The sequence below is a fragment of the Psychrobacter sp. HII-4 genome (assembly GCF_904846595.1).
In the GTDB taxonomy this organism is placed as follows: Bacteria; Pseudomonadota; Gammaproteobacteria; order Pseudomonadales; family Moraxellaceae; genus Psychrobacter; species Psychrobacter celer.
The window spans coordinates 136388-161866 of sequence record NZ_CAJHBJ010000003.1 but is presented as its reverse complement, the minus strand read 5'-3'; the positions used below and the strand labels follow the sequence as shown (position 1 = coordinate 161866).

Here is a 25479-nt window from a genome sequence, read left to right as displayed (position 1 = left end):
CGTTTATTACCAAAGGCTTATTGCTAAAAGACCTATTGCATCTGCCAATCAAACGGCATTTGATGATGACCACGCAGCGCCATCATCAAAGTTTGCTGCATCTGCGCCAGTACTTCTTTGGTGTAAGGTACAGCAGGGACGCCCCACACTGGGTTGGGCCACTGCATATCGTTTTGATAACGAACGATATGATGAAAATGAAGCTGCGGTACTTGATTGCCCAGCGCAGCCACGTTCATCTTGTCAGCCTGAAAAGTCTTGGCAAGTTGGCTGGACAACCAGCTCGACTCACGCAAAAACTGCGCTTGGTCGGCCTCAGACAGCTCATACAATTCTTTGATACCAGAGACACGTGGCACCAATATCAACCAAGGAAACTGACAATCATTGATTAAACGGCAGGTCGATAATGGGAAATCTCCCACCAAAAAACTGTCGGCTGCAAGTTTATGATGAAGTTGGAACATAATGACGGTTCTCTTGTTATGAAGGGGATAACGCTTAAATACTAAACAAAGGGTGACCAAGATCTATCGGACGCTATAGGCCATAGAGCAGACACAGAGTATCTGCTATTTTATCAGTTATCCAGTAGATAAAATAGCGCCTTAATAGATTGGCTACTGTTTTACTGTGCTGCTACCTAGTAGATGGGGCGCTTGATACGATGACTGGCGTCACTCAAAGCGCTAAGCGAGCTCTGCCACCATATGCTCGCTAAAGTAGCGCAGCAACTCCTCAAGCACAGTCACGCGTTGCTGCGGCGTGGCCAGCTTATTGGCATCTTGATAGCGAATGCCAGAGGCGCCATTCATCCGGTAGCGCTGTCCATCTTTTTGAATAAGCTGGATAATTGCCAAGGCGTCAACTGGCGTATCAGGAGCAAACTCTAACGTCATGCTGCTACTATTGGCATCGATTTTGTTGATCTTCAATGGCTCGGCCTGTATACGCAGTCTATGGATGGCAAATAAATGCTTGGTCTGATCTGGCAGTGTGCCAAAACGATCAATCATCTCGGTACGGATATCGGTGAGCGCCTCAAAATCATCAGCATTACTGATGCGCTTATAAAATAGCAAACGCTGATGCACATCATGCAAGTATTCTTCTGGTATCAGCGCTGAGCTATGCAGATTGATCTCACTGGTAAGTGACAATGGGGTATTCAAATCAGGCTCTTTGCCCGCCTTGATGGCCTTTGTCGCACGCTCTAGCATATCCATATACAAGCTAAAGCCAATGGCTTGCATGTTACCGCTTTGCTGCTTGCCCAGTATCTCACCTGCCCCGCGAATCTCCAAATCCTCACTCGCCAGCATAAAGCCTGCTCCCAATGTATTGGCGCGTTCAATGGCGTGCAGACGGCGCTTGGCATCGCCTTTTAGGCCTTTGATAGATGGCACGAGCAAGTAGCAATACGCCTGATGATGACTACGACCTACGCGGCCTCGCAGCTGATGCAGCTGCGCCAGACCAAACTTATCCGCGCGCTCAATAATGATGGTATTGGCATTTGGTACGTCGATACCGGTCTCGATGATGGTCGAACACACCAGCACATTGAACTTTTTATGATAAAACTGCTCCATAATCTGCTCAAGCTGGCGCTCTTGCATCTGCCCATGCGCGACCCCTACTCTAGCCTCGGGCACCAGCTCACGTATCGTCTCTGCCATGCGCTCAATGCTCGCCACATCATTATGCAGCAAGTAGACTTGCCCGCCGCGTAATAGCTCACGCAAGATAGCCTCTTTCATCAAGGCATCGGTCTTTTGCATGACAAAGGTTTTGATCGCCAGACGACGAGCAGGCGGCGTGGCGATAATCGACATATCACGCATGCCAGATAGTGCCATATTAAGCGTACGAGGAATCGGCGTCGCTGTCATCGACATACTATCTACATCGGTCTGAATGGCTTTGATACGCTCTTTATGGCGCACACCAAAGCGGTGCTCTTCATCAACGATCATCAAGCCTAAATTAGAAAACTTCACATCAGGTTGCAGAAGTTTATGCGTGCCAATGACAATATCGACCTTACCCGCGGCAAGGTCTGCCAATACCGTATCTTGATGCTTTTTGCCACCAAAACGCGATAGTGTCTCGATACGTACTGGCCAATCGGCAAAACGGTCGCGGAAATTATCTTCGTGCTGACCTGCCAGCAGCGTCGTTGGCACCAATACCGCCACTTGATAGCCGGCACTGACCGCAATGAACGCCGCGCGCATCGCCACTTCTGTCTTGCCAAAACCCACATCACCGCAAATGAGGCGATCCATCGGCTGGTTTTGTCTCATGTCCTCCATCACCGCATGGATAGCATTGGCCTGATCGGCGGTCTCTTCAAAGGCAAACTGACTGGCAAACAGCTCGTATTGTGAAGGGTCAATCTTGAAGTGAATACCGACTTTGGCCTCACGCCTTGCTTGCATATTGAGCAGCTCAGCGGCGACATCGTGGATTTGCTCCAGCGCTTTTTGTTTGGCTTTGTCCCACTTGCCGCTACCTATTTTGTGAAGTGGCGCAAGCGCAGGGTCACCGCCGCTGTAGCGACTGATCATTTGTAAATTGGCAACGGGTACATAAATACTGGCGTCGTCCGCGTATTTTAGATGAATAAATTCTTGCTCGCCATCGCCCACATCTAAAGTAATCAGCCCATTATAGCGGCCGATACCATGCTCGATATGCACCACTGGACTGCCTTCGGTGATCTCTGTGACGCTTTTGACCAAAAACTCTTCTGACACCCCGCTTTGGCGGCGACGACGTGTTTGTAGCACTTGCCTACCAAACAGCTGAGTCTCACTGATCACCACCAAACGCTCAGGAATATACACCCCGCGCTCGATAGGCGCCACCGTCAGCCCTACCTGCGGCAAGTTATGATCATTAAGGGTTGTGACCTTATCAGCGGCCAAAAACGCTTCAAAGCTATCATACGCTTTGGTGTCTATCTTACCCTTAAACAGCTCTATCAAAATCTCACGGCGCCCTGCTGTTTCGGCAACGATCAGCACCGGCGTCGCTGTTTGTGCTTGCTGTAGCAAAAACTCTAGCAAATCGGCCAACGGTTCTGCTTTTTGGTGATTGACCGCCAGCTGCGGCGGTTGTTGCGCCGTGAGTGTGACCAACCCTTGCCGATTAGAGGCAGCCTGTGCGGTCGATGAGGCATCATTGTCTCTCGCCGCGCGCGTCTCATGCGCACTGAGCATCACTCGCGGATAGTGGTTAAGATGCTCGTTTAAGGTATTTGATAATAAATATAACAATTCTGGGGCGACAATAGGTTTGTCGATATCGTGCCTGCGCTCTTCATAACGGCGCTGAATCTGCGACCAATAATCCGCTTGTGTTTCGTGGATTCGCTCATCGATGATAAACAGAGCGTCATCTGGCAAATAAGCAAACAAGCTGCTGTCAGCTTGCCAGTCATCCAAATCAAAAAACAATGGCTGATAGTACTCAAGCCCGCTACTGGCGATACCCGCCATCACATCTTTATGCAGCTCAGACTTGCGACTACTGGTATTAGGAAACATCGCTGCAAAGTTGGTCCGAAACGTCTCACGCCCTTCATCAAGCGGAAACTCTTTGGCAGGTAGTATCTGAAACTGCTGAACAGGTTTTGAGATATCAGGCAGTTTATGCAGTAGCGATAGTGACTCTTTGCCGATGCTACTGTCATTACCACTCATCATGTTTTTTAGATCGTCGACGGTCAGCGTACGCTGCGTCTGCGGATTAAAAAAGCGAATGGTTTCGATTTCATCATCAAACAAGTCTAAACGTAGCGGAAATGGCTGCCCCATGGCAAAGATATCGACAATACTACCGCGTACCGCAAACTCGCCTGGCTCAAAGACGTTTTCGACCGCACGGTAGCCTGCCTTTGCAAGCAGCTCGCGCTGGGTATTGATATCAAAGCGATCACCGACACTCAAATCAAAATGCTGCCCTATCAGCCAGCTTGGCGGGGCGACCCGATGCATGAGCGCCTGCACCGAGATGAGCAGCACGCCTTTAGTGGGCATATCGGTCAATAGGTTGATACGCTCGCTGACGATGTCTTGATGCGGGGACAGCTCATCGTAGGTCAGCGTCTCCCAATCAGGAAACACATAGGCATCGACGCCGCAAAACGCCAGCTCGGTTTCTATCTGATTGAGCTGGTTTTGATCGCGCGTTACCACTACTTTTAGACGCTCGGATACATCCCATACCAACGCTTGCATCAAGCTTACCAGCCATAGACTACTGACCGCACCATAAACAGGGGTCAGCCAGCGCCGCTCGGCATGAGCGATAGGAAACAACTGCTGGTTAATAGGGTCAAACGCGTCAGTCAAAGCAGTGATAGGCATAGAGGATAAGATCAAAGTTAAGAGTCAGAAAGCTATTATACGAATATTTATTCAATTACCAAAATTTATGCCGTAACGGTTTGTCACTCAGCACATCACGCACAAAAACCTCGACGCTTAAGCCGAGATTTTATATTAATGGTTGGGCTAGGCTTAGCATTAGGCTTAAAGCAGAGGCTTGTCGCTCGCTATAATGCCGTTGTTATCTGCATAGACAAACATGCCTGAATTTAGGGTCAAATCCCCAAAGCTAATCTCGAGATCGGTTTGGCCTTCGTCACGGCGCGTCGATTTACGCGGGATACAGCCAAGCGCCATGACACCGATATCCATCTGTGCCATATCATCAACATCACGGACACAGCCGTACACGATGACCCCAGCCCAACCATTATCAATCGCTGACTGGGCAATCATATCGCCGAGCAGCGCACAGCGCATCGAGCCACCACCATCGACCACCAGCACCTTTCCATTGCCCTTATTGTCTTTACCATCGCTGTTTAATAGTGACTTGACACGGCTGTTGTCTTCAAAACACTTAACCGTCACAATCTCACCGCAAAACCGATCTTTGCCACCAAAGCTATAAAACGACTTGCCTTCGATATTTGGCAGACACACTTGCGACTCAGGATTGGCATCCAATAAATCACAAGTCACAAAATTGTCTTGGTTCATGGTAGGCTCTGTTGCTGCATTTGACATCAGTACACTCCTTGTTCGTTGTTGGCTAGGATTAAAGGGTATAAAAATTATGATTAGTATTTTTTACTTAGGCTATTTTTTGACTTTAGTCATTGCCAGCATTTGTTTATTTTCGATGATATCTGTGGTGGTAATCGCAGGCTCACGGCGGTACTTACTACGCTCGTAGATATCATGGGCGCTCATGGCCATGGCGATAGCGACACGTTTTGCAGAAATAGGATGCAGGGGTAATGACTCCGGCACCAAAGGCGAGACGAGCTTAAAGGCTTTCTGACTTAGGCTCTCAAGCGGGCGACCTTTGTGCTTACCGAGCAACAACGACGGCCGAAAAATCACCAAATGGGCAAAATTTAGCGCCATGATGGATTGCTCGGTCTCTGCCTTGACTCGGTTGTATAAAAACCGACTGTCGATATCAGCATTCATCGCAGACAATAAAAAGAAGTTTTCTACCCCTTTCTCGCGGCACAGCGTAGCAAACGTCACATTGTAGTCATGATCCACTTTATGAAAGGCTTCATCACTGCCAGCTTGCTTTTTGGTCGTACCAAGACAGCTAAAAGCATCGGTGCTGCGATCAGCGCCGACACTGGCGAACACCTCAGCCAAGTTGTCAAAATCATTGACCTGATAAAACCTCATGCTAGCATTGATATAGCGTGGCGGACGCCGTGCAATCACAATCAACGTGTCATAAAGCTCACTTAGCTGCTTGACAAGATGTTGTCCTACCAATCCTGTCGCGCCAATCACAATTGCTTTTCGCTGCATATCTTGTCCATTCGTATCGTATGAGATATGAGAGCACTCTTATACAAAGCATTCTCTTTATTTATCGTATCCGCTTACCCGCCAGCATATATATCTGGGCGCTATTTTAACCTTCCGCTTGCGTATCATACCTAAAATCACTCAGCGGTGAGGGTATTATAGCGAATTTATTGTAAGAGATTTTATCCGTCAAGCCTTTTACTGGCCACGACCTTTGAGAGTAGATACATGAAAAAACCGAATATTGATAAAATAGCATAACTTCTTTACCGATTAACCATCAAATATATTGTCCTAAGCGCAATAATTTGCTAAGATAACCGGCTTTACACGTCAACGCTGTTTAATTATTCCAAACAGTTCTGACGCTTGCGATGACTACCGATATTAGATACTTTAGTATTGGACATCGACATCATGTTTGACGAGACGGCTGCTCGTCACCGATGATTGTTAAACCCATTATTGCAATCAACATTCATATTTTTATCTGTCTTTATCAAGGAGATACGCGTGGCTAATACTGCACAAGCTCGTAAACGCGCCCGTCAAAACACCAAACGTCGTCAGCAAACTGCTTCACAGCGCTCAATGGTTCGTACTTACCTAAAGCGCGTAGATGCTGCTATCGCATCAAAAGACTATGCTGCAGCAACTGAAGCGTACAACAAAGCTGTACCTGTCATCGACCGTATGGCTGACAAAGGCATCATCCATAAAAACAAAGCTGCTCGTCGTAAGAGCCGCCTAAACAAAACCATCAAAGGCTTACAAGCTTAAGATAGGTTGCGTTTAGACCGCATCACTCTGTTTGGGTGATGATCAAAACCTTGTCATTAGCTCTTATGCTGAGGCAAGGTTTTTTTATGCCCAAAAACCATAAACACAACGCCTTGTCTATAAAAAATAAACATTAAGCAACCGTAAACAGTCACAGAATAAAAAGCGATAAACAAAAAAACCATGGCTGTGCTAAGGCTTAGTCCCACTTCACCTCTGGTGGCAACAGCAATGTATTTGGATGAAACCCTGCTGCGCGATACCCTTCTAACAATGTCACAATCGGCCGTATATAGACCTCACCGCGCCAAACGAAGTGGGCACTGGCTTGTTCAAATGGCTTATCATCAAACCACAAAAACACCCCTTCCATCATCTTTGGCCAATCATTCCAATCAATCTCTACTACATCAAACATCACCGCCAAAAATGCTGAAAGCAACGTATCGTGACTGACCGCCAGCATAAGATGCCCAGGCTGCGGCTGATGCTGATAAAACAACGATAAAATATCAAGCCCGCCTTGATAGGCGTTTTTGGTGCCAGCAAGATTGCCTTGTAAAAAACGATTGATAAAGTTGAGCACGCCGATTTCTTTAAATACTGGATTGGCAATCTCAGGGTCAGTGACAAGGCTACCAGGCTCTACCAACAGCGACTGGTGCATGATGTCACGCTGTAACCCTGCACCTGCTTGCATAAGCTGCGCGGTATCAATACAGCGGCCGATAGGGCTTGAGATGCTATCCACGTCTAGAGAATAAGGCAGATGACCTGCCAACCAGCGCCCCCAAGACTTGGCCAAGACGCGACCTTTAGGAGTCAATGGCAACTGATAACTGGCAAAGCCGTTACCGTCAGAGCGCTCACGCAGGGAGTGTCTGGTAAATAAAATCAGGCGCTTGTCTTCAGGCAACAGGCTCACTGAAGAGATCATACTATCAGGCAGGTGCGACGGCGCGGGTGCGCTTGGCGTATGACTGGCACGCCTTTCTGCAGATAGTTTCGATAAAGTGTTGTGGAAGTATTTGCTCATGCCAGCAAGCGTAGCAGATTTTTTGTGAAGAATGAACAAAATATAAATTCAGTTGCAAATAAGCAAAACCGAAATGAAAACCGCCCAGCACTGCTACGCGCTTTATCTCAAGCAAGAGTATGCTATCTAATCAAGCTCAATCACTTTATCCCAAGCAAATGCTATCTCGGTACTACTGACTTCGTTGGGATACGCACGTGGATTGACAACCACTCGGGTACGACCAATACGATAATCAAAGGCTTCATGGGTATGGCCATGCACCCATAGCGCTGGCGCCCATTCCTCCTGCATCCAGCTTGACAAGTCACTCACAAAAGCGGCATTACTGGGTAGATTGGCATATTTCTCAGATACCGACAACGGGCTGATGCTGTGATGACTCATGACGATGGTCTTTTTGCCAAGCGATTGGGCGGTTTTTAATGCTTGCTGTAGCCATTGACGCTGCTTAGCATGCAGTTGCATGGACACCTCAGGAGAAAACAACTCGCTACCGGCATAGATTTGTTTATAATCACGCATAAAACGCTTGGCAGCTGCCATGGTTTCTTCATTGGCCTGATACTGATAATCCGTCCATAAGGTGCAGCCCAAGATACGTACGTCTCCAATATCGATGTGTTGACACTGTAAAACCCGCACGCCTTGCTGCGACTTAGCATCATAGTTATCCCAAATGGCCAGCTTTTTATCAAAATGCAGCACGTCTTCATTGAAGTATTCATGATTGCCTGCAATGGTGATCAAAGGCACCTGCAGACGCGCCGCTTGCGCTTGTAACCACGGCATACCGCTGTCGCTATTGGCCGTATCGCCTGCGACCAGCACCACATCGGCATCAGTCTTGGGGATATGTCCCATCGGATGCGACTGACGTGCATAGCTATCAATATGCAAGTCACTTAAAATCTGTAATTTCATATCTTCCAATAGTTTCTTAGGATATCACGGACAAAAATCAATCAGACGATGCGTAGAAGCATAGCGTATTTTTTGTCATAGATATCAACATAAATTTTAAGTAGTGTAGCACCTTTTTATCTACCCGCAAAAAGCAAAAAGACAGCGGCTTAGGCTGTCTCTTTTCTTCGTTTTTGATTCAGGCTAGATACCCTCAAGTATCCGCTGCAGCTTGGCCGCTGGGTCGGCCGCCTGCGTGATAGAACGTCCGATCACCAAATAGTCAGCACCATCTTGTAACGCTTGTGCGGGCGTACAGATGCGTTTTTGGTCGTCAGCATTGTCCTCAGCGAGGCGAATACCAGGCGTCACAAGCTTAAAATCCTGACCACATAGCGCCTTTAGGCTCTGAGCTTCTTGTGCTGAGCAGACCACGCCATCGAGACCTGCTTGCTTGGTCAGCTGTGCTAGGCGACTGACTTGTGTATCCAGCCCATCGGTAATACCCGTCTGCGTCAATGCTTGATTGTCCATAGAAGTCAGCACCGTGACCGCAATCAGCAAGGTATCTAAGTTATTATCCAGCAAGCGCTGTTTGGCAAGCGACATTGCCTCTAAGCCTGCGCTCGCATGCACATTGATCATCCACACACCCAAATCAGCTGCCGCGAGTACCGCCTGTGCCGTAGTATTAGGGATATCATGAAACTTAAGATCTAAAAACACCTCAAATTGACGCTGATGTAGGGCTTTGATGATATCAGGGCCACAACGCGTAAACAGCTCTTTGCCCACCTTTAAACGGCACAGCGCTGGATCGAGCTTGTCAGCCAGCGCGAGCGACGCTTCCATTGTCATATTGTCTAAGGCGACAACGACAGGAGATTTGATTGCATTATTCATAGTGTTGCCACATTTATATCGAAGTTAAAAAAACCAAATAGCGACCAAACGCATGGATAGCATTGGCCTGATCGGCGGTCTCGCAAGTTTGTATCATAAGGCGCCTAGCTGACGCTCTATTCAGACTTAGTCAGATTTAGTCACGTTTTTGTTTGGTCAGTGTCGCCGCTTCCTCTTGAGCAGCGTGATTATCGTGCACGTTGGTCGCTGTCGAACCATACACCGCCTCTTCTACTGAAGGCGCAGTCGCTTGACGATCGATAACCACATTGGCTTGCGTCAGTTGTTCTTGCAGATTGGCATTGGCTTTTTGTAGACGTGATATTTCCCATTTGTTTTGTAAAACACGAAAGAGCAGCAGCGCAAGTAGCATACCAATCACAATACCTAATATCAGACACAGGATCAGTAATAAGCCCAAATTCATCGTCGGCGCTTGTGAAAACAGTAAATTTACGCCAACCTCGGTATTATTGGCCAATACCAACCCTAATGAATAAGCGAAGCTTAAAAACAGTAGTACAAACAGTAAAAAGCGCATAAGACATATACCTTGGTTTGATGGGTTGCAAAGGACTCAAAGACCGCGTTTTGTCACAAACAGCGATGCTACTTTTTGACTGGCACGCTACTGTTAATGAATACTACCCAACGCTGCCATAATGATCGTATTATCTATCCATTAGCTACTTTGTCATTGACCGCTTCGCGCAGGGCTTTGCCTGGCTTGAAATGCGGAATGGCTTTAGCAGGTACTGGTACACTCTCCCCAGTCTTAGGATTGCGGCCCATACGGGCACGGCGATGATGTAAACAAAAGCTACCAAACCCACGCACTTCTACTCGGCCATCATTGGCCAGTGTATCGGTCATTAGATTTAATATTTCACGCACTGCATCATCGACCACGCTATCAGTCATATTGTCACAGTTCGCACTCAAATTACTAATAAATTCAGACTTATTAATCGCTTGCTGCATTGTTACGCTTGCCTTGTTAATTGATGGATAAGATGATTGTAAACCAAGTTACTATTTTTTAAAGGTTTTTAAAGGTTTTAACCCTTCATATAGCCGTATAAGACCATACTGAAAATCGAAACAAAAAGCAAAATAACGGGCAATAGTGCTAATACGGCTCTCATCAGTAAGCAGTGATTTACATCTCGTTACTCAATGTTGCAAATGATAGCGGATATTATCATAAATGGAAATAAAAGTTTGCTTTGTTTTTCGCAAAAACCTTGAAGATGTAAAGCATACCAAACACCTATTCATAAAAAAAAGCGACCGGAGTCGCTTTTTTTATATTACTTTTAGATCAATAACTTATCGCTTACTGCATTTGCTCTTTGATCAAATCACCAATGGTTTTTGGTTGAGCATCAGCTGCTTGTGGCGCATTGCTACCTAGATCTTTGATCGCTTGACGCTCTTCAGCTTCGTCTTTTGCTTTGATAGACAAGTTGATGTTGCGAGCCTTACGATCCACACTGATGATCTTCGCTTCAACGTCATCACCAACGCTTAGATGCTTGGTTGCATCTTCGACACGATCACGCTGAATCTCAGAGGCACGTAAGTACGCTTCAACTTCATCAGCAAGCTCGATAGTAGCGCCTTTAGCGTCTACTTCTTTCACTTTACCATTGACGATAGCACCGCGGTCATTAGCGACTAGGTATTCGTTGAATGGATCTGAGCTTAACTGCTTCACGCCTAGGCTGATACGGTTCGCTTCTGCATCTACAGACAATACCATAGCTTCTACGGTGTCGCCTTTGTTATAGTTGCGGATTGCTTCTTCGCCCGTTTCGTTCCAAGAGATATCAGACAAGTGAACCAGACCGTCGATACCGCCATCTAGACCGATAAAGATACCAAAGTCAGTGATTGACTTGATAGTACCAGTGATTTTATCGCCACGCTCATGTTTCTTATCAAACTCTTCCCATGGGTTTGCTAGGGTTTGCTTGATACCCAAGCTGATACGACGACGCTCTTCATCAATATCTAGAATCATCACGTCAACTTCATCACCCACTTGTACAACTTTTGATGGATGGATGTTTTTGTTGGTGTGATCCATCTCTGATACGTGTACTAGACCTTCGATACCTTCAGAGATCTCAGCGAAGCAACCATAGTCAGTTAAGTTGGTAACGCGAGCTTTAACAATACTACCAACTGGGTAAGTACCGCCAACGTTGTCCCAAGGATCGGTACCAAGTTGTTTTAGACCTAGGCTTACGCGGTTGCGCTCACGGTCAAACTTCAATACTTTAACTTTCAGGTCTTGACCAACTTCAACCACCTCAGATGGGTGCTTGATACGGCGCCATGCCATGTCAGTGATGTGTAGCAAGCCATCGATACCACCAAGATCAACGAACGCACCGTAATCAGTTAGGTTTTTGACGATACCTTCGATCTCGATACCTTCTTCAAGCTTGTTCAACAGCTCTTCGCGCTCAGCTGAGTTTTCAGCTTCCATTACTGCACGGCGGCTAACCACAACGTTGTTACGTTTTTGGTCAAGCTTGATGACTTTGAATTCTAGCTCTTTGCCTTCAAGATGTGTGGTGTCACGAATCGGACGTACATCAACCAATGAGCCTGGTAAGAACGCGCGTACTGAACCCACGTCTACAGTAAAACCACCTTTTACTTTGCTAGAAATGATACCTTTTACGATCTCATCGTTATCATAGATTTTTTCAAGGACATTCCACGTCTCGACGCGCTTGGCTTTTTCGCGTGATAGTAGGGTTTGACCCATACCATTATCAACCGCTTCAACCACGACATCAACGCTATCGCCAACTTCAACTTCAAGTTCGCCTTCTTCGCTTAAAAACTCTTCACGAGCGACGATACCCTCAGATTTAAGACCAGTATCTACTGTGATCCAATCGCTATCGATGGCCACAACAGTACCTGTAATAACCGAGCCACGCTCGATATCCAGACCCTGCTCTTCAATGCTCGCTTCAAATAGTTCAGCAAATGATTCCATTATGTCTACCTTTGTATAGCCGTATCCTGTCCAGCACAGTACGGATCAAATTTATGATTGCATAAAACGAGAATACTGGTTTTATATCTTATGCAGTCATATAAAAAACCTTTGTTGCTAATAAGCGAGCATCTCATCACACTCATTAGCAACAACTGTCTTTACTGCCCGCTCACATTTCTACTCTTGGTTTAATGTTGGCTTATTGCACATCTCTACTTATACAATTTTATACTAAAACCAAAGCCTGTAGCAAATTTTTTGGTAGTGAGTTGGTAGTTACTGTATTGTTTTTATTAATTATTAAAACAAATACCTTTGTCCTGACAGTATTTTTTGACCTGTGCATATACACTGTCGGCATCCAAATATGAGCTATCTAATAATAAAGCGTCTTTGGCAGGCTTCGACGGTGCTGTCGCGCGGTTTTCATCACGCTCGTCACGCGCTTTGATCGTTGCCAAAATCGCCTCAAAATCTGCGGTTTGTCCTGCACTTAGTAGCTGCGTGACACGGCGCTCAGCACGCGCTTTGGCACTGGCTGTCAAGTATACCTTAACATCCGCATCAGGGAATACCACCGTTCCCATATCGCGGCCATCAGCGACCAGCCCTGAGCGACTGGCCATTTTTTGCTGCAGCGTGAGCAGCGCCTGACGCACTTTAGGGAATACCGCGATCTTTGAGGCATAACCGCCAACGGTTTCGTTACGGACTTGCTCGCCAACGGCATCGCCATTGACGATGATATCTACGCGGCCTGATGCCTCATTGGGCACAAACACGATATCTAAACCTTGGGTTAATGTCAGTACTGCCTGCTCATCAATGTCTTGACAGCCATCGGCACCGAGCAATCCTGCTTCAAAGGCTTTGAGCCCGACGATGCGGTATAGCGCCCCTGAGTCTAATAACTGATAACCCAATGCTTGCGCTAAGCGCCATGTGACTGTGCCTTTACCCGCCCCGCTTGGACCATCAATACATATCACGGGATAACGCTGTACCGCTTGCTCAGAGGGATCACAATCCTGCAAAGCATTATCAGGCGTAAAGTCAGGTGTAGAGACAGTCATCATGTTTACTCAATTATAAAAACAACATATATCGCCCACTGCTAAGGACAACGCGATATTCACCACCTTATCAAACGCTTAACAGCCATCTGATAATCGCAGCGCCAAATAGGGCGATATTATAGCAAGAAAACCCTATCATCACCATAACTGATGCTTATATTTGCAGGCAGTATGTTTTGTAGAGACGCAAAAGCCCTTATTTTTTAACATCTGATTTTTTTTGCTTGGCCAGCTGACGACGAGCTCGAAAAAACCGCTTAAGTAGCTGACTGCTATGCTCACTGCACAAACCCCGTTGTACGGTAATGACATGATTATAAAAATCTTGTGCCGATAGATCCATCTGACTACCCACCATACCAGCTCGCGGCTCATTTGCTGCATACACCAGCCGCGCCACTCTCGCATGGATTAGCGCGCCCATACACATGGTGCAAGGCTCTAAGGTCACGTACAAGGTGGTGTTTGATGGTAGGCGGTAGTTTTTTAGGTGGCTACAGGCATCTCTTAGAGCGACTATCTCGGCATGAGCGGTGGCATCATGGCGACCGATTGGCTCATTAAAGCCTTTACCAATCATCTGCTGCTCATGTACCAGTATCGCGCCAACTGGCACCTCGCCCAGCTCAGCGCCGCGCTGAGCCAATGCCAATGCTTGATGCATCCACTGTACATCTTCTAGCGTCCAAAACTGCTGAGTGCTCAGCTCAAGCTGATGTCGAGCACGGCTACCAGCAACGCCCACAGACAAGCTATCAGGGCTTGAGTGGTAACTAATACCATCAGGCAGACAACAATGATGTGCCTGCAGTGTCTCTGCGGCAAAAAAAGGAATGGTCATAGATAACTACTGTGGCAACTGCCAATCAATGGGGGTACGGCCATGCTGCCGGAGATAATCATTGGTCTTCGAAAACGGCTTGGTGCCAAAAAATCCGCCACGGTTTGCCGCCAGCGGCGATGGGTGGACAGCGGTTAAAATCAAATGTTTATCAGCATGGATGTATTTGCCTTTTTTCTGGGCTTTACTACCCCACAAAATAAACACCGTATGCTCTGTTTGTTCGTTGATCACATCGATCACTGCATCGGTAAATTGCTCCCAGCCTTGATTTTGATGACTGTTTGGCTCACCTTCTCGCACAGTCAACGCACTGTTTAGCAGTAATACACCTTGCTGTGCCCAATAAGTCAAGTCCCCATGCGCTGATGGCTGAACACCGATATCATCGGACATCTCTTTTAGCAAGTTGTTGAGTGACGGCGGTTTTGGAATGGATTTGGGTACCGAAAACGACAATCCCATGGCCTGACCTGGGCGATGATAAGGGTCTTGCCCTAAGATGACCACTTTAACGCGAGATAATGGCGTGAGATTAAAAGCATTAAACATCAGTGGCGCTGGTGGATAGATACTATCTGGCGACTGATAAGCTTCCTTTAAAAAAGCCCGTAGGTTGTCCATATTCTCAGAAGTCAGCTCATCTGCCAAGGCCATCTTCCAGTCTTCTGGCAAACGTACTTTGTCTAAGATGGCTTTTTTTTGTGCGGCTGTTTTTGGCGCTTTTGCATCGAGAGGTTCCATAATGTGTCCTTTTTTAGTTGTTATAATCAATTGATAATAAAACTGTTATATAAATTTAAACGCGCTACTGGTATAAATTTTACTTGCGTGCTGCGTTCCCAGAGGCTGCGCAACCTACGTTTAAAAATAGCATCCCAGTAGCGCTATGACATTTTTAGAGTGTATCGACTATATATTTTTTTTAGAGTGCATCGGCTATATATAGGCCGTATCTTCAATTCAATCGATAGTTATCTAAACGGGTTCACTATCTATAAAAGTTGGCTGGCTACTACCTACAAGACCCTTACTTTTAGTAAAATCAATCAACATAAATAAAAATGAGATGATGAATTATAACAATAAAAAAACGGCTACCGCACGAACATGGTAACCGTTCTTATTATATTGGTAGCAAAGCCTTAGCTGACTAATGACTCAGAGTCTGGGTGTGGCTCGTGCGTCTCCACCACCGTCAGCACGATACGACTGTCTGCCGAGCCTTTATTAGCGCTCTGACCTTTTTCTAATGCGACAGCGTTTTCGTCTGTTTCGTCTTGTGCCTCAGGTGCCAAGGTCAGATGTACGACCCCGCCATTGACCAAGTCACCAAACAAAATCATACTCGCAAGCGGCTTTTTGATTTCATCCTGTATCAAGCGCTGCATCGGACGCGCCCCCATTAGACGATCATAGCCTTTGTCCGCCAGATAGTCACGTACGTCATCGTCGATCTCTAATGTCACTTGTTTGTCATCGAGCTGTACTTGTAGCTCAACCAAGAACTTATCGACCACTGATACCACGACCGAGGTATCTAATGGATTGAACTGAATAATCGCATCCAAACGGTTACGGAACTCAGGGGTAAAGACCCGTTTTAACGCCTCAGTATTGTCACGGCTATGATCTTGCTGGGTAAAGCCCATGGACGAGCGGCTGATACTCTCCGCACCGACGTTGGTCGTCATGATGATAATCACCTGCTTAAAGATAGCAACGCGGCCATTATTATCCGTCAACGTACCATGATCCATCACCTGCAGTAGCAAGTTAAAGACATCAGGGTGGGCTTTTTCGATCTCATCTAATAGCAGCACGCAATGCGGATGCTGATTGATTTTTTCGGTCAGCAGACCGCCTTGATCATAGCCAACATAGCCAGGAGGCGCGCCAATCAAACGTGATGCGGTGTGCGCTTCCATGTATTCTGACATATCAAAACGTACCAGCTCCACGCCGAGCAGGTTGGCCAACTGACGCGATACTTCTGTCTTACCTACCCCTGTTGGGCCGGCAAACATAAACGAGCCAATCGGCTTATCTGGCGCTTTGAGTCCAGCTCGCGACAGCTTGATGGCATCTGCCAAAGTCGTGATGGCTTCATCCTGACCAAACACCAAGTGCTTGAGGTCACGATCCAAGTGCTCCAAGATACTCTTATCATCACTGGACACCGATTTGGGCGGAATACGGGCAAGCTTAGCAATGATGGCTTCGATATCTGCCACATCGATTTTCATCGGTGCTTTTTTCACCTCAGTGGCTTGAGAGTCCTCATGAGACTTCTCGTTCGCATAGGCTTGATCATCGGCTTTGGCAGTGTTTGCCTCCGCTTGCATCTCGCTGCTATAGTCTGTCTCAGCATCGTCCGCTGCTGCAACTGGTGTATCAAAATCCTGCTCTAAATCAGCGATGAAGCTTTCTTCTGCCGCGACATCATCAGAATCAGGGACAACACCCAAGCGCTTATAGGCACCTGCCTCATCGATGACATCTATCGCCTTGTCTGGCAAAAAACGCTCATGGATGTGCTTGGCTGACAATTGAACTGCTGTGACCAATGCTTCATCACTATATTCGACATTGTGAAACTCTTCGTAACGCGGTTTAAGCCCGCGTAAAATATCGATAGTATCGTCGACACTTGGCTCTTTTACGTCGATTTTTTGGAAACGACGCGAGAGAGCATGATCCTTTTCAAACAACTGACGATACTCGGTAAAGGTGGTCGAGCCGATACAGCGCAGCTCGCCATTGGCAAGGGCCGGCTTGATCAGGTTTGAGACATCCATATTGCTACTCATTGATGACCCTGCACCGATAATCATATGAATCTCATCAATAAACAAAATCGCATTGGGTTTTTTCTTTAGCGCATCAAGCAAGGATTTCATGCGCTTCTCAAAATCACCGCGATACTTGGTGCCAGCGATAAGCGCGCCGATATCCAGACTATAAATCACGCAGCCATTCAATGGCTTTGGCGCTTTTTCGTTGATGATAAGCCACGCCAAACCTTCAGCGATAGAGGTCTTACCTACGCCTGGCTCGCCCACCAATAGCGGGTTGTTTTTGCGGCGACGGCATAGCACTTGTGCCGCCCGCTCAATCTCAGACGCGCGGCCGATAAGCGGATCGGTCTTACCTTCCGCGGCACGCTGGTTTAGATTAGTAGCGAACTCGACTAGCGGATCTTTACTGGTCTTTTCTGAGGCACCGCGGCGCTCACCTGTCATCGATGCACGTGGCTCTGATGGTTCATCTTTATCTTGACCATGCGAGAGATACTGCGTCAGCTCTAGACGGCTGATGCCTTGCTTTTTGAGCAAATATACTGCATAGGTGTCGTGCTCTGAAAACATCGACACAAGAATATCCGAGCCTTCTACCAGACGGCCGCCGCCGATAGACTGTACGTGAAAGATAGCACGCTGCAAGATGCGATCAAAGCTTTGGGTTGGCTGCGGGGATTGTTCGGTATCAGCATCCACCGTCGGCGTGTGCTTATTAATATAAGCCTCAAGCTCGGTGCGTAGCGCTGAAACATTGGCATTACAGGCCGTTAGGGTGTTGGCGGCATGAGTGTTTTCTAGTAGCGCCAACAATAGATGCTCAACAGTGAGATACTCATGCGATTTTTGGCGCGCAAGCGTCATTGCTAAACGCAAAGAAACTTCAAGATGACGACTTAACATAAGGGCTTCCTACGGTTGTACCTATCTTTATAATTGATAGCTTTATGAATGAGTTAATAAGTAAATCAGGGCGATAGATGGATTGTTCAAGGGCAATGGCAGCATAATTACTTGATATAAATCAATAATGCGGACCATAACCTCCCTGTTTTGGATACCCTTACCGATAAAAAGAGTCATCTATCGACGATTAAGCCTGCGCCGAGCAGTCGAGTACAGGGCATTATGACTCATATTCGCTTTTCTTTATCTCAACACGATATTTACCCATAGTCAATCTATTAACATCGACTAAAATGTATCGAAGCATATTGCGTCAAGACCGCAAGATAACAAGATACACAAACAGGCAGGATAAGAAAGCAAACAACAAGGAGGCAGAGATACAGAAGTAAGGTGAAGAATGGGAACGTGATAGCAAATTGGTTATAAAAACAGTACAGCGAGATAAAATATCCATTTTTTTATCTCACTGCTTCTTTTTTTCACTGTTTTATTGAGCGACTTGATAGCCCTATATTTGAGTTACTTGGATTTGACTATGGTGATTGGGTGATGGGGGAATGACTGATAAACACCATCAAAAACCAAACGTATTAATTTGAGGCTTACGTAAAGTTGTTGGCATCAGACGGCGCTATTATCCTTTATTACCCTTCCCCTTGATGTGGTTCGATTTGGGTCAATAACGGATACCCTTCGCGGTGAGCCAGACTGTTGACTTTTTTGGCCTTAGTTTCAGCAATATCTTTTGGGTAGATGCCCGCGATACCTTTGCTACTATTATGAATGGTCAGCATAATCTCCACAGCAGCATCCATACTATGACGAAACTCCGACTGCAGGACATACACCACAAACTCCATCGGTGTGTAGTTGTCGTTGTACATGACCACCGCATACATCGGCGGCTTGGCGATTTCTGGCTCAGCCACCAGTACGTCTGCTTGCGGTGAGGTTTCCTCTTCTGTATCACCATCTTGGGCACGGTGGGCGGGCAGGTTTGGAAAGTGCCAATCGCATACCATTGGCGCATCTTGTAGTGTCATTTGTTTTATCATAATCAAAGTATAATTATAAGGTAAGTTTGAAGTTATAGAAGTGATAAAGGTGATAACAAGCAGGCAGACTATTATCGTCTATTATTGATGCCGATCTGAACAGACAGACGGCCGCTAGTCTGTCGCACTCTTTGGTTCAATCGGGCTTTCATCCACCTCAGGCAGATCCAACAAAGACAGCGGCATATTTTCCACCCTGTCGCCCAGCTTCCAGTCATACAGCTGCTCTACTTGCTGATTGCCTGCTTGCAAGCTGAGTTTGACTTGTAGAGGTTTAAAGCCTGATGGCATCATAAAGCGACCACGAATACGTACGATACCTTCTATCATATGGTTTGCCGGCTCAAGTGGCACTTCGACCAGCTCGCCATCATTGAGCAAGGTCAAAGTTGGTCTTAGACGTTTGGCTGAGCCATCCGCACTGAGCATACCAATATCAAACCCATACTCAAAAGCATTCTCAGGTAGCGGCTCAATCTTAGCCCCCAGTACTTTTAGTGGCATGCCGCCTTTTTCAGTGAGCGCCTCTGCATACACCTCATTTAGCTGCGTCAGTTGGCGATTTTCTACTGTCAGAGCTTGCTGGTTTTCACGCAGTTCATGTAAGTTTGCTAAGCTAATAGCCAGCTCTTGCTTAGCAGTGGCGGCTTGATTGGTCGCAACCTTATTACTCAGACGCAAATCCTCCAGCTCTTTACTGGCCTCTTTGCTATCAATGATCGCCTGTTTGGCTTCGTTTTGCATCGAGTGGGTACCGCGCTGATAGCCAAGTTTGTGACCAAACATCAGCCCCACAATCGCGGTGACCAGAATCACCACCACAAACAAAGCCAATACTAATGACGAAGCGCCTTGCTGCGTGCGCCCGATATTGCTCACCACGCTGTTTTTAAAAGACTGCTTCCTTTGCTTCATATCGCATGGAGCAAAGGCTTGGCATGATACACATGCTGGCTGCGGGCTAAGGCGTAGTGCAATCTGAATACGCATTTAGACAGTATCTCTTAATAGTAAGGGCAAGTTAGTATAGCGGAATTTATAATCAATACCTAGCACCATAAATGTGAATGATAAGGTAAGAAAAAAGCGAACAAAACAACACCTTAAGGAACAATGGGTGCAAAACTCAATCCCAATGACTCCTCAAGCCCAAACATGACATTCATATTTTGTACCGCTTGTCCTGCTGCTCCTTTTACGAGGTTATCCTGTACCACGATCACTGTCAGCTCAGCGCGCTCGTTGTCTTGATGTATCGCTATACGCAGACGGTTACTGGCGCGGACACTGCGGGTATCTGGATAATTGCCTTTGGGCATGACATCGATAAATGGCTCACTTGTATAAGCATTCTCGAAGGCTTGCTGCCAGTCAATAGCCGTCCCAGCCTCTGTCATCTCCATATGAATGGAGCTGAGCATACCGCGTATCATCGGCACCAAATGCGGTAAAAAACGAATGCGATGCGTAAATTGACTGCCTAGTAACTGTGCCACACCCTGTTCGATCTCAGGCAGGTGACGATGCCCCTCAACGCTATAAGCCTTAAAATTATCTGTCGTTTCGGCATAATTGAGCGCAAGTTTTGCCTGACGTCCAGCGCCTGAGACACCAGATTTTGCATCAATGACGATACGCGGCTCGATCAGCCTATCTGCTTGGGTGTTTTGTTTTTCGATAATAGGCTTGAGACCTAAAATCGCCGTGGTAGGATAGCAACCAGGATTGCCCACGACCAGCGCCTCGGCAAGCTTGGCACGATTGACCTCAGGTAAGCCATAAACAGCCGTTTTTAGCAGCTCAGGGCAAGCATGCGACTGCTGATACCAGTGCTCAAAATCCGTCAAGGACTGCAAACGAAAATCAGCAGCCAAATCGATGACCTTAACGCCCACTTGCGTGAGCGCCTCGGCCTGCTTCATCGCCACCCCATGAGGGGTCGCAAAAAACACCACATCGCACTTTTGTAACGCCCCAAGTGTATCTTCACCCAAATCACTAAAAACGATGTCTGATATACCGCGTAAGCTTGGAAATATCTCATCAGCGCGCGTACCCGCCTCGCTACGTGACGTTAGCAAATCAAGAGACACGTTGGGGTGAGCAGATAATAAGCGAATAAGCTCAATACCTGTATAGCCTGTACCGCCGACAATAGCTGCTGAAATCATAAGATATCCTTTTTTACTTGTTTTTTTACTTGAGTAACATCATGCCTAAAAGTAAAGTAGCCAGAAAACAAACGCAAGTATCGCTCTACTGTCATCAAGCTCGCTGACAGTACCCGTTGCGGGATTCGACTGACGATAAGCATTTGCTCTCACATCAAAGCATGGCTCATGCGCTATAAACTAAAGTTTATAGTCATGAACCGCATCAATAAACACCTTGGCATTTTCAGGGTTGACCCACTGCGTGATACCGTGACCTAAGTTTGCCACGTAGCCTGTTTTTTCGCCATCTGCATAGGCTCTATCGAGCATCGCCGTTACTTCTGCGCGGATGGTGGCAGGCGAGCCATACAAGGTTGCTGGATCTAAGTTGCCTTGTAGTGCTTTGCTGCTCTGTAGTTTTTTGTGCTGCTTGGTCAATTGACGCTGGCTCTCATTGAGCACTTGGCGCGCGCGATCTAGCGGCATGGTCCAGTCTAGCCCGAGTGCGTCCGCCTGACTGTCTGCTTGCACATCGAGCCACAGGCCACCGCCTTTGGTAAATAGCACCACTGGGATCTGCGGGTGACGAATCTTTAGCTCAGCGACGATACGCTTATTATAGGCATGAGAGAAGTCAACGAACTGACGATGACCAAGCGTGCCGCCCCAGCTATCAAATATCTGTAAAATCTGAGCACCAGCGACCACTTGAGCGTCCAAATAATCCACCACTGCGCTAGCCAACTTATCCAATAACTGATGCAAAAACTCAGGATTGCTATACAAAAAACCTTTGGTATAACGATAGTCCTTTGAGCTGCCGCCTTCGATCATATAAGTGGCTAGTGTCCAAGGGCTACCAGAAAACCCAAATAAGGGTACTTGGCCATTTAGCGCCTGACGAATACTGGTCACCGCACGCATGACATAATCAAGCGAGTCATTCATATCCAGCACTGGCAGTCTATCAAGGTCTGCCTGCTGACGAATCGGGTACTTGAACTTTGGGCCTTCGCCTGTCTCAAAGTACAAACCCAAACCCATCGCATCAGGAATGGTCAAAATATCGCTAAATAAAATCGCCGCATCTAAATCATAACGACGCAGTGGCTGTAAGGTGACCTCGGTGGCACGCGCAGTGTCTTTACACAAGCTCATAAAATCGCCAGCCTCTGCCCGCGTGGCTTTATATTCTGGTAAATAACGGCCAGCTTGACGCATCATCCAAACAGGGGTGGTATCAACAGCCTCAAAGCGTAAGGCACGTAGCAATCTATCGTTTTTTAACGGCACAAACGCTTGCTGAGCCGAATGATTATTGTCTGAAGCACTCATGTAAAAATCTCCAAAACCGCACAGTATTTATATCTCTTTGCATACTGTACTGGATAAATAAAGTGAATAAAAAATGATAAACGCTGATAACGTATAGATGGCGGCATATAAATACTAAAAACCGTCTCATGAGTTGATAGGAGCGCCCAAAGCTTAAGCTTAAATGCCATTTATTATTAGGGCGTGTCCTCAATCAAATATCTATCGATAGATATCGATAAAAATAAGGACACGCCTTCGTCATTGAAAATAGCGATCAGACCGCTAAATAGGATCAGACGGTCAGTGCTAGATTGTCTCGGTGCACCATGACCACGCGCTCTTCATGATTGCCAAGTATCTTATCAAACTCCTCAGTTCGCTCACGAGCCACACGGTGCGCATCACGAGATGAAAAGTTGACTTGGCCGACCGCGATACGCTCGCCTGTGTCTTGGTGCACCACTTCTACCACATCGCCTTCATCAAAATCGCCGCGTACCTCTACCACCCCGACAGGCAATAAGCTCTTATTATGCTCGACCACCGCCTTGGCCGCTCCAGCATCGACGATCAGGGTGCCTGACATGCGTAGATGGGCAGCCAGCCACTGTTTGCGGGCGATGATTTTGTCTTCATCATTGGTGGTCAATAGCGTACCCACCGCCTCGCCTGAGACCACTCGCGTGATGACATCATCGATCGCACCACTGACAATCACCGTCGGACAGCCGCCCATAGCAGCAAGGCGACCGGCGCGGATCTTAGTCAGCATACCGCCGCGCCCAAGCTTGCCGCCATCACCTGCGATATCAAACAAATAATCTGCCATCGCGCGCTCTTGGCGAATCATCTTGGCATTGGGGTTGTCACGCGGGTTGTCTGTAAAGACGCCTTCTTGGTCTGTGAGGATAATATACAAATCTGCATTGACCATCGCCGCTGCCATCGCGCCCAATGTGTCATTGTCACCAAACTTAATCTCATCAATAGTGATGGTATCATTTTCATTGATGACCGGCAGGACGCGCCAGTCCAACAATTGGGTCAAGGCGCCAGTGGTATTTAGATAACGACTACGGTTGGACAAATCATCGTGTGTCAGCAAAAGCTGTGAGCTTTGGATACCGTGTTGAATCAAAGCCGACCACCAGGTCTCAATCAAACCCATCTGACCAATAGATGCACACGCTTGCAAGGCGGCAAGCTTCCGTGGGCGCTCCTCAAGGTTCATACGTACCACACCTTCGGCAACTGCACCAGAGGACACCAGCAGCACTTCCACGCCTTGCTTATGCAGCTTTGCAATTTGCTTGGCCCATTCGTAAATGGCAGTTCGATCCAGCCCTCGGCCGTTATTGGTTAATAACGATGAGCCAATCTTGACAATAACGCGCTGAATATCAAAGTTGCGAGTTTGCTTAATAAACCTTGCTTCTTCGGTCGTATTTGCTATGTCATCTGCCATATAAACTCCTGTGTCTTGTGTCAATTGATTACGGGGGTTGCTCTAAACATTTAAGTATATCAGCTTAAGCATCATAGCTTAAGGCACATAAACCACCTCAACGCCATCTTCGTCGTCATCTAAGCGATCGTCGTTGTTATCTATGCCTTCACGCGCAGCTCGGCGAGCGGCTCTATATGCTTCGCGCTGAGCTTCGGTATTTAGGCGAACTTCTTCTTCTAAACGCGCGAAACGCTCTTTTTGTGCTTCAGCAAAGATAGGGTCTTCTATCTCACGCTCGCGCTCACGCTCAATATCGTTCATCAGGTGGTATTTGACCGCGTCCACTCCCTCCCCAGTCAAGGTAGAGGTGCGAAAGACCATACCTGTCCAGCCAAGCTCAGCCACGATATGCGTACACAGCTCGTTTAAGTCTTCCTCAGCGACCTGATCGATTTTGTTGAGTACCAAAATCTGCGGGAGGTTGGCCAGCTCAGGAGAAAAACGCTCAAGCTCATTTAAGATCACGCGGGCGTTTTCTACCGGATCACTGCCATCGACGGGCTTGACATCGACTAAGTGTAGCAGACGACGCGTACGAGCCACGTGCTTTAAAAAGCGAATACCCAGCCCAGCCCCTTCGGATGCGCCTTCGATCAAGCCTGGGATATCTGCCATGACAAACGAGCGATGGCGACCGATATCGACGACGCCTAAGTTTGGCACCAACGTGGTAAAGGGATAATCCGCCACCTTTGGTTTGGCAGCCGAGACCTGACGGATAAAGGTGGATTTACCCGCATTGGGCAAACCGACCAATCCCACATCAGCGACGACTTTTAGCTCAAACTTAAGTACTTTTAATTCGCCCTCAAAACCTGAAGTCGCCTTGCGCGGTGCTTGGTTGGTCGAGCTTTTGAAATGGGTATTGCCCAGACCACCATCGCCGCCCTTAGCAACCAATAGCGTCTGACCAATTTCGACCAAATCTCCTAACACTTCATCAGTCTCGGTATCGACCACCGTCGTACCGACCGGCACAGGCAAATAAATATCCTCTGAGCCTTTGCCTGAACAGTTTTTACTTTGTCCATTTTCACCGCGTTTTGCATCATAGCGGCGCGTATAGCGATAGTCCACTAGGGTGTTGGTGTTGTCATCAGCAATGACATAGACATCACCGCCGCTACCACCATCACCGCCATCAGGGCCACCACGTGGGACATATTTTTCTCGGCGAAAACTGGCGATTCCGTTACCACCGTCACCTGCTTTTACCGTTACGACGGCTTCATCAATAAATCGCATCTTACGTTCCTTAATTTACAATCCAGTCTATAACTGGCTACAACCAGCGGCTGTATTTTAGGTTTTTGCTAGGGGGTGTTGT

21 protein-coding genes are annotated in these 25479 nt (G+C 47.1%); 1 reads left to right on the top strand and 20 read right to left on the bottom strand.

The window, feature by feature from the left end:
* Window positions 1–32: 32 nt before the first annotated feature.
* The 4 genes from JMX98_RS03460 to JMX98_RS03445 form a co-directional block, all read right to left on the bottom strand.
* Window positions 33–467 (bottom strand): HIT domain-containing protein, encoded by a 435-nt coding sequence (locus JMX98_RS03460; protein ID WP_075100708.1) that lies wholly within the window; start codon window positions 465–467, stop codon window positions 33–35.
* Window positions 468–689: 222 nt separating this feature from the next.
* A complete protein-coding gene (gene mfd / locus JMX98_RS03455) occupies window positions 690–4373 on the bottom strand; it encodes a transcription-repair coupling factor (protein ID WP_201584726.1) in 3684 nt (1227 codons plus the stop codon).
* 165 nt (window positions 4374–4538) lie between these two features.
* The gene (gene rraA, locus JMX98_RS03450) at window positions 4539–5054 is read right to left on the bottom strand and encodes a ribonuclease E activity regulator RraA (protein ID WP_075100779.1); all 516 of its coding nucleotides are present in this window, start codon (window positions 5052–5054) and stop codon (window positions 4539–4541) included.
* Window positions 5055–5153: 99 nt separating this feature from the next.
* Complete coding sequence (locus tag JMX98_RS03445; protein ID WP_192994995.1) at window positions 5154–5855, bottom strand: NAD-dependent epimerase/dehydratase family protein; 702 nt, start codon at window positions 5853–5855, stop codon at window positions 5154–5156.
* A 513-nt stretch (window positions 5856–6368) separates the two neighbouring features.
* Between JMX98_RS03445 and rpsT the strand changes: the two genes are divergently transcribed.
* Complete coding sequence (gene rpsT, locus JMX98_RS03440) at window positions 6369–6635, top strand: 30S ribosomal protein S20 (protein WP_105243814.1); 267 nt, start codon at window positions 6369–6371, stop codon at window positions 6633–6635.
* 199 nt (window positions 6636–6834) lie between these two features.
* Here rpsT and JMX98_RS03435 read toward each other — a convergent pair whose 3' ends face one another.
* The 16 genes from JMX98_RS03435 to cgtA form a co-directional block, all read right to left on the bottom strand.
* Window positions 6835–7671 carry a histidine phosphatase family protein gene (locus JMX98_RS03435; protein WP_198336506.1) on the bottom strand — a complete coding sequence of 279 codons (837 nt, stop codon included), beginning with the start codon at window positions 7669–7671 and terminating at the stop codon, window positions 6835–6837.
* A gap of 126 nt (window positions 7672–7797) precedes the next feature.
* Complete coding sequence (locus JMX98_RS03430) at window positions 7798–8595, bottom strand: metallophosphoesterase (RefSeq protein ID WP_105243816.1); 798 nt, start codon at window positions 8593–8595, stop codon at window positions 7798–7800.
* Window positions 8596–8778: 183 nt separating this feature from the next.
* Window positions 8779–9477 carry an orotidine-5'-phosphate decarboxylase gene (pyrF, locus tag JMX98_RS03425; RefSeq protein ID WP_201584725.1) on the bottom strand — a complete coding sequence of 233 codons (699 nt, stop codon included), beginning with the start codon at window positions 9475–9477 and terminating at the stop codon, window positions 8779–8781.
* A gap of 136 nt (window positions 9478–9613) precedes the next feature.
* Window positions 9614–10018: a lipopolysaccharide assembly protein LapA domain-containing protein gene (locus tag JMX98_RS03420; RefSeq protein ID WP_198336491.1), complete on the bottom strand. Its 405-nt coding sequence runs from the start codon at window positions 10016–10018 to the stop codon at window positions 9614–9616.
* A 134-nt stretch (window positions 10019–10152) separates the two neighbouring features.
* Window positions 10153–10458 (bottom strand): integration host factor subunit beta, encoded by a 306-nt coding sequence (locus JMX98_RS03415; protein WP_075100701.1) that lies wholly within the window; start codon window positions 10456–10458, stop codon window positions 10153–10155.
* A gap of 355 nt (window positions 10459–10813) precedes the next feature.
* Window positions 10814–12493 carry a 30S ribosomal protein S1 gene (gene rpsA, locus JMX98_RS03410; protein ID WP_201584724.1) on the bottom strand — a complete coding sequence of 560 codons (1680 nt, stop codon included), beginning with the start codon at window positions 12491–12493 and terminating at the stop codon, window positions 10814–10816.
* Between the two features lie 296 nt (window positions 12494–12789).
* Entirely contained in the window at window positions 12790–13569 is a 780-nt protein-coding gene (cmk, locus tag JMX98_RS03405; RefSeq protein WP_105246338.1) for a (d)CMP kinase, read from the bottom strand.
* A gap of 199 nt (window positions 13570–13768) precedes the next feature.
* Window positions 13769–14413 carry a tRNA adenosine(34) deaminase TadA gene (tadA, locus tag JMX98_RS03400; RefSeq protein WP_201584723.1) on the bottom strand — a complete coding sequence of 215 codons (645 nt, stop codon included), beginning with the start codon at window positions 14411–14413 and terminating at the stop codon, window positions 13769–13771.
* 6 nt (window positions 14414–14419) lie between these two features.
* The gene (locus tag JMX98_RS03395) at window positions 14420–15157 is read right to left on the bottom strand and encodes a uracil-DNA glycosylase (RefSeq protein WP_201584722.1); all 738 of its coding nucleotides are present in this window, start codon (window positions 15155–15157) and stop codon (window positions 14420–14422) included.
* 401 nt (window positions 15158–15558) lie between these two features.
* Window positions 15559–18114, bottom strand: coding sequence for an ATP-dependent Clp protease ATP-binding subunit ClpA (clpA, locus tag JMX98_RS03390; protein WP_201584721.1), 2556 nt, complete (start codon window positions 18112–18114; stop codon window positions 15559–15561).
* Between the two features lie 650 nt (window positions 18115–18764).
* Window positions 18765–19163 carry an ATP-dependent Clp protease adaptor ClpS gene (locus JMX98_RS03385; protein WP_201584720.1) on the bottom strand — a complete coding sequence of 133 codons (399 nt, stop codon included), beginning with the start codon at window positions 19161–19163 and terminating at the stop codon, window positions 18765–18767.
* A gap of 126 nt (window positions 19164–19289) precedes the next feature.
* Window positions 19290–20090 (bottom strand): hypothetical protein, encoded by an 801-nt coding sequence (locus JMX98_RS03380; RefSeq protein WP_227680008.1) that lies wholly within the window; start codon window positions 20088–20090, stop codon window positions 19290–19292.
* Window positions 20091–20278: 188 nt separating this feature from the next.
* The gene (argC, locus tag JMX98_RS03375) at window positions 20279–21346 is read right to left on the bottom strand and encodes an N-acetyl-gamma-glutamyl-phosphate reductase (RefSeq protein ID WP_201584717.1); all 1068 of its coding nucleotides are present in this window, start codon (window positions 21344–21346) and stop codon (window positions 20279–20281) included.
* 180 nt (window positions 21347–21526) lie between these two features.
* On the bottom strand, window positions 21527–22663 hold the full coding sequence (gene hemE / locus JMX98_RS03370; RefSeq protein ID WP_201584715.1) for a uroporphyrinogen decarboxylase: 1137 nt from the start codon (window positions 22661–22663) through the stop codon (window positions 21527–21529).
* 274 nt (window positions 22664–22937) lie between these two features.
* Window positions 22938–24110 (bottom strand): glutamate 5-kinase, encoded by a 1173-nt coding sequence (gene proB, locus JMX98_RS03365; protein WP_201584713.1) that lies wholly within the window; start codon window positions 24108–24110, stop codon window positions 22938–22940.
* Window positions 24111–24188: 78 nt separating this feature from the next.
* Window positions 24189–25397, bottom strand: a complete 1209-nt coding sequence (gene cgtA, locus JMX98_RS03360; RefSeq protein ID WP_201584712.1) for an Obg family GTPase CgtA — start codon at window positions 25395–25397, stop codon at window positions 24189–24191.
* Window positions 25398–25479 lie beyond the last annotated feature (82 nt).

Excerpts from the sequence above, each read along its gene's own strand:
- JMX98_RS03460 (WP_075100708.1), bottom strand. The coding sequence starts at position 467 with ATGTTCCAACTTCATCATAAACTTGCAGCCGACAGTTTTTTGGTGGGA.
- mfd (WP_201584726.1), bottom strand. The coding sequence starts at position 4,373 with ATGCCTATCACTGCTTTGACTGACGCGTTTGACCCTATTAACCAGCAG.
- rraA (WP_075100779.1), bottom strand. The coding sequence starts at position 5,054 with ATGAACCAAGACAATTTTGTGACTTGTGATTTATTGGATGCCAATCCT.
- JMX98_RS03445 (WP_192994995.1), bottom strand. The coding sequence starts at position 5,855 with ATGCAGCGAAAAGCAATTGTGATTGGCGCGACAGGATTGGTAGGACAA.
- JMX98_RS03435 (WP_198336506.1), bottom strand. The coding sequence starts at position 7,671 with ATGAGCAAATACTTCCACAACACTTTATCGAAACTATCTGCAGAAAGG.
- JMX98_RS03430 (WP_105243816.1), bottom strand. The coding sequence starts at position 8,595 with ATGAAATTACAGATTTTAAGTGACTTGCATATTGATAGCTATGCACGT.
- pyrF (WP_201584725.1), bottom strand. The coding sequence starts at position 9,477 with ATGAATAATGCAATCAAATCTCCTGTCGTTGTCGCCTTAGACAATATG.
- JMX98_RS03420 (WP_198336491.1), bottom strand. The coding sequence starts at position 10,018 with ATGCGCTTTTTACTGTTTGTACTACTGTTTTTAAGCTTCGCTTATTCA.
- JMX98_RS03415 (WP_075100701.1), bottom strand. The coding sequence starts at position 10,458 with ATGCAGCAAGCGATTAATAAGTCTGAATTTATTAGTAATTTGAGTGCG.
- rpsA (WP_201584724.1), bottom strand. The coding sequence starts at position 12,493 with ATGGAATCATTTGCTGAACTATTTGAAGCGAGCATTGAAGAGCAGGGT.
- cmk (WP_105246338.1), bottom strand. The coding sequence starts at position 13,569 with ATGACTGTCTCTACACCTGACTTTACGCCTGATAATGCTTTGCAGGAT.
- tadA (WP_201584723.1), bottom strand. The coding sequence starts at position 14,413 with ATGACCATTCCTTTTTTTGCCGCAGAGACACTGCAGGCACATCATTGT.
- JMX98_RS03395 (WP_201584722.1), bottom strand. The coding sequence starts at position 15,157 with ATGGAACCTCTCGATGCAAAAGCGCCAAAAACAGCCGCACAAAAAAAA.
- clpA (WP_201584721.1), bottom strand. The coding sequence starts at position 18,114 with ATGTTAAGTCGTCATCTTGAAGTTTCTTTGCGTTTAGCAATGACGCTT.
- JMX98_RS03385 (WP_201584720.1), bottom strand. The coding sequence starts at position 19,163 with ATGACACTACAAGATGCGCCAATGGTATGCGATTGGCACTTTCCAAAC.
- JMX98_RS03380 (WP_227680008.1), bottom strand. The coding sequence starts at position 20,090 with ATGAAGCAAAGGAAGCAGTCTTTTAAAAACAGCGTGGTGAGCAATATC.
- argC (WP_201584717.1), bottom strand. The coding sequence starts at position 21,346 with ATGATTTCAGCAGCTATTGTCGGCGGTACAGGCTATACAGGTATTGAG.
- hemE (WP_201584715.1), bottom strand. The coding sequence starts at position 22,663 with ATGAGTGCTTCAGACAATAATCATTCGGCTCAGCAAGCGTTTGTGCCG.
- proB (WP_201584713.1), bottom strand. The coding sequence starts at position 24,110 with ATGGCAGATGACATAGCAAATACGACCGAAGAAGCAAGGTTTATTAAG.
- cgtA (WP_201584712.1), bottom strand. The coding sequence starts at position 25,397 with ATGCGATTTATTGATGAAGCCGTCGTAACGGTAAAAGCAGGTGACGGT.